Source organism: Pseudomonas sp. FSL W5-0203, from assembly GCF_001896155.1.
GTDB lineage: Bacteria > Pseudomonadota > Gammaproteobacteria > Pseudomonadales > Pseudomonadaceae > Aquipseudomonas > Aquipseudomonas paracarnis.
Genome location: NZ_MPOR01000080.1, coordinates 1 through 5999, shown reverse-complemented (window position 1 = coordinate 5999; position 5999 = coordinate 1). Strand labels below are relative to the sequence as shown.

At 62.3% G+C, this 5999-nt stretch carries 5 protein-coding genes; 1 reads left to right on the top strand and 4 read right to left on the bottom strand.

Annotated features, from left to right (window positions below; genetic code table 11):
* Window positions 1-158: 158 nt before the first annotated feature.
* The 4 genes from BOP96_RS28920 to BOP96_RS28905 all read right to left on the bottom strand — a co-directional run bounded on the left by BOP96_RS28920 (window position 159) and on the right by BOP96_RS28905 (window position 4758).
* Window positions 159-1499 carry an LLM class flavin-dependent oxidoreductase gene (locus BOP96_RS28920; protein WP_073454704.1) on the bottom strand — a complete coding sequence of 447 codons (1341 nt, stop codon included), beginning with the start codon at window positions 1497-1499 and terminating at the stop codon, window positions 159-161.
* A 10-nt stretch (window positions 1500-1509) separates the two neighbouring features.
* Window positions 1510-2484, bottom strand: a complete 975-nt coding sequence (locus BOP96_RS28915; protein WP_073454703.1) for an ABC transporter substrate-binding protein — start codon at window positions 2482-2484, stop codon at window positions 1510-1512.
* An 82-nt stretch (window positions 2485-2566) separates the two neighbouring features.
* Window positions 2567-4150, bottom strand: coding sequence for a rhodanese-related sulfurtransferase (locus BOP96_RS28910; RefSeq protein ID WP_073454702.1), 1584 nt, complete (start codon window positions 4148-4150; stop codon window positions 2567-2569).
* A complete protein-coding gene (locus BOP96_RS28905) occupies window positions 4147-4758 on the bottom strand; it encodes a cysteine dioxygenase (protein ID WP_032901907.1) in 612 nt (203 codons plus the stop codon). Before BOP96_RS28905 ends, BOP96_RS28910 begins: the two co-directional genes overlap by 4 nt.
* A 213-nt stretch (window positions 4759-4971) precedes the next feature.
* Between BOP96_RS28905 and BOP96_RS28900 the strand changes: the two genes are divergently transcribed.
* Window positions 4972-5877 (top strand): LysR family transcriptional regulator, encoded by a 906-nt coding sequence (locus BOP96_RS28900; RefSeq protein ID WP_003191880.1) that lies wholly within the window; start codon window positions 4972-4974, stop codon window positions 5875-5877.
* Window positions 5878-5999 lie beyond the last annotated feature (122 nt).

Below are 5999 nucleotides of genomic sequence, written 5' to 3'. Positions count from 1 at the left end.
GCCCGCTTCCACAGGGGATCTGTGCCAGGCGCTGATTTTGTGGGCAATACATGACCAATGTGGGAGCTGGCTTGCCTGCGATAGCGGTGGCTCAGTTGAATATTCAGTGACTGACACACCGCCTTCGCGGGCAAGCCCGCTCCCACAGGGGAATGTGTTCAGGCCAGCGCTTTCTCGTGGGGTTCGATCACGCTGTAGCGGTTCGCTGGCACTTCCAGGCCGAGATTGTCCCGTAGGGTGTGGCCGCTGTACTCGGTACGAAACAACCCCCGCTGTTGAAGCACCGGCACCACCCACTCAGTGAAATACTGCAAGCCATCCGGCAGTACCGAATTGATAATGAAACCATCGCTGGCACCGCTCTCGAACCAGGTTTGGATCGCATCCGCGACCTGTTGCGGGGTGCCGACAAAGTCGCGCAGGGGCCGTGAGAAACGCAGGGCTACTTCGCGCAGGGTCAGGCCTTCGTCACGGGCCAGTTGCTTGATACGCTCGGAGCCACCTTTCTGGCTGTTGGCGCCCAGGTCGCCCAGTTCGGGAAAGGGCGCATCCAGCGGGTACTGGCTGAAATCATGGTCGTTGAACGGTCGGCCGAGGGCGACGATGGCGTCCTCCACAGTGACCAGCGCCACGGCTTGCTGGTAGCGGCTTTCCACTTCGGCGGCATCGCGCCCGACAATCGGGCGGATACCCGGCAGGATCGACAGGCTGTCCGGGTCGCGGCCAAAGCCCTTGGCGCGGCGTTTCAAATCGGCGCTGTAGGCCTTGGCCTCGTCGATAGTTTCCACGTGCACAAAAATCGCATCGGCGTTTTCAGCGGCAAAGTTACGCCCATCCTGCGAAGTGCCCGCCTGGAAAATCACCGGTTGGCCCTGGCGCGAACGCGCGATGTTCAGCGGGCCTTTGACCGAGAAGAACTCGCCCTTGTGGTTAAGCGCATGCAACTTGCCTGGGGTGAAGAATTCGCCGCTGTGTTTGTTATAGGCAAAGGCGTCGTCCTCCCAGGAATCCCATAGGCCCTTGACCACATTCAAATGCTCCTTGGCGATGCGGTAACGCACGGCGTGGGGCGGGTGTTCGGCCTTGCCGAAATTATCGGCGGTGCCGCTCAGCCACGAGGTGACTACGTTCCAGCCAGCGCGGCCGCCGCTGATGTGGTCCAGGGAGGCGAACTGGCGTGCTACCTGGTAAGGCTCGGTGTAGCTGACGGTCACGGTGGCGACCAGGCCGATATGAGTGGTCAGCGCGGCCAGGGCCGAGAGGATCGTCAGCGGCTCGAAACGGTTGAGGTAATGGGGGCTGGACTTGGGGTGGATATGCAGGCTGTCGGCGATGAACACGAAGTCGAACCGGGCGGCTTCGGCCAGTTCGGTCTGCTGCTTGTAGAAGCCGAAATTGGTGCTGGCGTCGGGTTGTGCCTGCGGGTGGCGCCATTCGCCCCAACCGTGGCCGACACCGTGCACCATGGCACCGAGTTTCAATTGACGTGGCTTGCTCATGTTCTGCTCCTTAGCGCGAGGCTTGTTCGAGGGGGATACGCTTGGCGTTGAAGCTGGAATCGAAGCCCTGGGAGACGTCGATGTGTTTGCTCAGCAGGCCTTCTTTTACATAGGTGTCGGCGGTGGCTTGCAGGCCATGGATCACCGTATCGTCAATCGTGACCGGGGAAAGATGGGTGTCCTGGGCCACTTCTATATGCACGGCCAGTGGCAGGCCAGTGATCTTGGCCTGGGCAGCGGCGTATTGCTCGGGATGGGTATTGGCCCAGGCGTAGGCGCGATCAATGCGGGCGACAAAGTCGTCCAGTTGCACGCGCTTGTCGGCAATGGCTTGGCCGGTGGCGGCGAAGTACAGATGATTGCTCAGCAGGTGCTTGCCGCTCACCAGCACGCGAGCATTGCTCTGTGAGGTGACCACGGTGGTGTAAGGGTCCCACGTCGCCCAGGCATCGGCGGTGCCGTTGTCGAGTACCAGCCGGGACTCGGCGGGCAGCAGGAAGATGAACTGCACATCCTGGGTGGTCAGCCCGGCATCGTTCAGGGCCTTGATCGCCAGGTAGTGCCCGATGGAGCCGCGCCCGGTGACGATCTTCTTGCCCTTGAGGTCGGCCGCGTTCTTGATCGGCGAATCCTTGGGCACCAGCAGCGCCGTGGTGTTACGGCCTTCGGCATGGATGATGCTGATCACCTTGATCGAGGCACCGGCGCCGAGGGCGAACACATAAGGGGCATCGCCCAGGGCGCCGATATCCACAGCGCCGGCGTTCAGCGCTTCGCCCAGGGGCGAGGCCGAGGGGAATTCCGACCATTTGATCTCGTAGGGCACGTTCTGGCTTTCGCCCGAGGCTTCCAGCAGCGCCTTGATCGTGGATTTCTGGTTGGCCACGCGCAGCGGTTGCAGGTCGCCAGCCTGGACGGTGGAAAGCAGGCCGAGGGCGAGGGCAGCGCCCAGCAACAGGCGTTTGAATGGAATGGCGTACAGCATGGGAAAAACTCCAGGCGTTGGGTAAAGGAAAGTACCTCCGCCTGGAGAAGGGGTCGGTTGAGCGAAACGGTGCAGCGGTGAATCAGATCACGTAGAAACCATGGGTGCCGTCGCGGGCCAGTTGTTCCACGAGGCCGAACTCCCAATCCAGGTAAGCCTGCATGGCTTCCCGAGGGTTGTCGGTGCCTTCGTAAGGGCGGCGGTAGCGGTCGATACGCGGGGACGCCAAGTGGCTTTCGCCTGACTCAAGGGGCAGTTGCGCTTGGATCCAGCCGGCCGTGCCGTCCTGCAGCAAAAAGACCGGCTTGCCGGTGAGGGCCTCGACTTCCGGCACGGCTAGGCGCGCCAGTTGGCTGCTGCCGCAGGTCAACACATAGCGCTGGGCGCTCGGTACCTTGCTCAGGGCCTCGGGCAGTTGCGCGCGTAGCACCCACCGAGCGCCGGGGATATGACGTTTCACGTAGTTGGCGCTGGCCGTGAAGTCCAGCACCTGCGTGTCGCCATGGCCGAGCCAGTCGGCAAGGGTGTGGGGGCTGATCAGTTCGGCCTGGGGCGGCGGCGGTACTGGCGCGACCCATGCGCCGCGCTCGCTGAAGTGCTCCGCTTGCAGGTCATCCAATACGTACACCTGCCAGCCCAACTGGGCCAGCCACGACGCGGACATATTGGCGCGCACACCGTCGTCGTCCACCAGGACCAGGCGCGCACCGCGCACACTGGCAACGTGGTCGGTTTCCTGCACCAGTTGCCCGCCCGGGGTGGCGCGGGCGCCCGGCAGGTGGCCGGCTTCGAATTCTTCTACGGTGCGCACATCGAACAGGTAGGTGGTGCGGGTCGCGTCCTGTTGCCAGCGCTGCAGATCATTGAGCGTCGCACGCTTGACCCCGGCTTTATCGGCAACACCATGTGCCTTTTGGGCGGCGAGTTGGCGATGGTTTTCCGAGGTCGGCGCAAAGCGGCGCGCCTGGCCATGGTCGAGGGTCTGCCCGGCCAAGGTCCAGCCGATGGTGCCGTTGCGCAGGGCTGCCACCGGGTTGGGGAGGCCGGCGTTGATCAACGACTGAGTGCCGATAATGCTGCGGGTGCGCCCGGCGCAATTGACGATGATGCGCGTGGCTGGATCGGGCGCCAGCTCACGGGCGCGCAACACCAACTCGGCCCCCGGCACGCTGATGCTGCTGGGGATGCTCATGGTCTGGTATTCGTCGAAACGGCGCGCATCGAGCACCACCACATCGGCCTGGCTGTCGAGCAGGGCCTGGACCTCTTCGGCGGCCAGGGACGGTGTGTGGCGCTGGCTCTCCACCAGTTCGCCAAACGCCTTGCTGGGTACATTGACGTCGATAAACAGCTCGCCACCGGCCCGACGCCAACCGTCCAGCCCATCCTCCAGCAGGCTGACCTGGGTGTAGCCCAGTGCAACCAGGCGTTCGGCGGCGCGCTGGGCCAGCCCTTCGCCGTTGTCGTACAGGGTGACTTGGGTATCGCGGCGTGGAATGCGCGCGTACACCTCCAGTTCCAGCTTGGACAAGGGAATATTCGCGGCGAACAGCGGATGGGCCTCGGCAAAGGGCGCTTCTTCGCGCACGTCGATCAGCGCGACTTCTTCGCGTGCCAACAGGGCCTGGCGAATCTGCGCAAAGCTGCGGGTCGATAGGGTGGTCATAGGGCAGGGCTCTTTTCTTTGGACAGGTCCCAAATGTTCGGGAGATAGGCGTTGGAATAACCGGAGATAAACAGTTTCTCGCTGCCGTCGGGTTGATACACCGCCCGGCGCACCGCGCCGATATTGGCGCCGTATACGTGGATGCTGATGGACACTTGGTCGCCGTGGGCATTGCTGACCTGATGGATATCGCCGACTTTGGGCGACACCGCCTCGACCTGGCCCGGCAGCAATTGCACGGGTTCGCCTTGCGCTACCAGGCTGCCGCCCGGTGCCCGGGCAAACCCCTGGGAAACCTCCGCGCCGCGCAACATACCGATCAGCCCCCACACCCGGTGGTCATGAATCGGCGTGCGTTGCCCTGGCCCCCACACAAAGCTGACCACGCTGAATCGCTGGCGCGAATCGGCATGTAGCAAGAATTGCTGGTAGCGCTCGGGGTCGGGCTGGGCGAATTCGTCGGGCAGCCAATCATCGTGGCTGACCAGTTGCGCCAGCAGCTTGCCGCCACGGTGCAGCAGGTCGCCTTCACGCGGGTTGCCGTCGATCAATTCCGCCAGGGCGCCTATGAAGGCTCTGAGTCTCTCGGGGTGTCGGGCCTGGGTCATGACCATTCCATCGGGCTGTTGGTATGCTTTTATCTAAGCATAATGTTTATTTTTAATATGCTATCTTTTAATGATTAGCTTATAGCCGGAGGTAATTTAGAACCGGTTTGAATAGTGTTAGACGTTATTGATCACTGGCTGGGCTATCCAGACCTGTGTGCGGCCACTATGCTTCACGCACATCTTAATGACTGATCTGTATGTGCGGCCCAAATGAAAATTGACGATATCGATGCCTTTGTCGAAGTGATTCGTTGCCAGTCCATCAGCCATGCCGCCGCGTCGTTGCAGCTGACCCAGCCAGCCATCACCCGCCGCGTGCAGAACTTCGAGCAGGCTCTGGGAGTGGAACTGTTCGACCGCAACACCAAGCCCCTCAAGCCAACGCTGATCGGTACCCGTGTCTATGAGCAATGCCGGTTGATCCTGCGCGAGATGGATGCCCTGCGCGAACTGGTGGCCACCGATGCACCGCCCACCGGCGTGCTGCGCCTGGGCGTACCGCAGACCATCGGCGATGTGGTGCTGCTGGACGCACTCAAGCACCTGCGCAGCGAATACGCCGACTTGCGTGCCCAGGTTGCCACCGGCTGGGGCAGCCAATTGGTCGGCAAGATCGAACGCGGCGAACTGGATGCGGCGGTGGCGTTGTTCCCCGCGGGCAAGATCTTTCCGGACAACCTGGTCGGTGAGTCCATCGGCAAGATGGAGTTGGTGGTGGTCTGTGCCAAGGCGCAATTGCCGAAGAAGCCTTGCAAGCTGGCGGACGTGTACCAGAGCGGTTGGATCCTCAACCCGGACGGCTGCGGGTTCCGTGCGGGGTTGCAGCGCACCTTGTCTGACCAGGGCCTGGCGCTGCGGGTAAACCTGGAAACCTTTGGCACTGAACTGCAACTGGGCCTGGTGGCCGACGGCCTCGGCCTTGGCCTGGTGCCACGTCCGTTGCTGGAACGCAGTGCTCATCGCGAGCAGTTGGCGGCGATGCCCCTCAAGGACTTCAAGCCGGTGATGGATTTGTGGCTGATCTATCCGCATTTTCTCGGCAACCTGCAAGGGCCGGTGGATGCTTTTGGTCAATGGGTGGCAGACGCTTTGCACAAGATCCGCAGCGCTGCCTGACGCTCTGCCAGCCGACGCTTATCCACCTGACACCCCGCGATTAAACTGTGGGAGCTGGCTTGCCTGCGATAGCGGCCTGACAGTCGATACAGTTATACCGAGTACATATCCATTCCTGCGGT

What these genes read in the sequence shown, in the direction of transcription:
- BOP96_RS28920 (WP_073454704.1), bottom strand. Translation starts at nt 1,499, where the DNA reads ATGAGCAAGCCACGTCAATTGAAACTCGGTGCCATGGTGCACGGTGTC.
- BOP96_RS28915 (WP_073454703.1), bottom strand. Translation starts at nt 2,484, where the DNA reads ATGCTGTACGCCATTCCATTCAAACGCCTGTTGCTGGGCGCTGCCCTC.
- BOP96_RS28910 (WP_073454702.1), bottom strand. Translation starts at nt 4,150, where the DNA reads ATGACCACCCTATCGACCCGCAGCTTTGCGCAGATTCGCCAGGCCCTG.
- BOP96_RS28905 (WP_032901907.1), bottom strand. Translation starts at nt 4,758, where the DNA reads ATGACCCAGGCCCGACACCCCGAGAGACTCAGAGCCTTCATAGGCGCC.
- BOP96_RS28900 (WP_003191880.1), top strand. Translation starts at nt 4,972, where the DNA reads ATGAAAATTGACGATATCGATGCCTTTGTCGAAGTGATTCGTTGCCAG.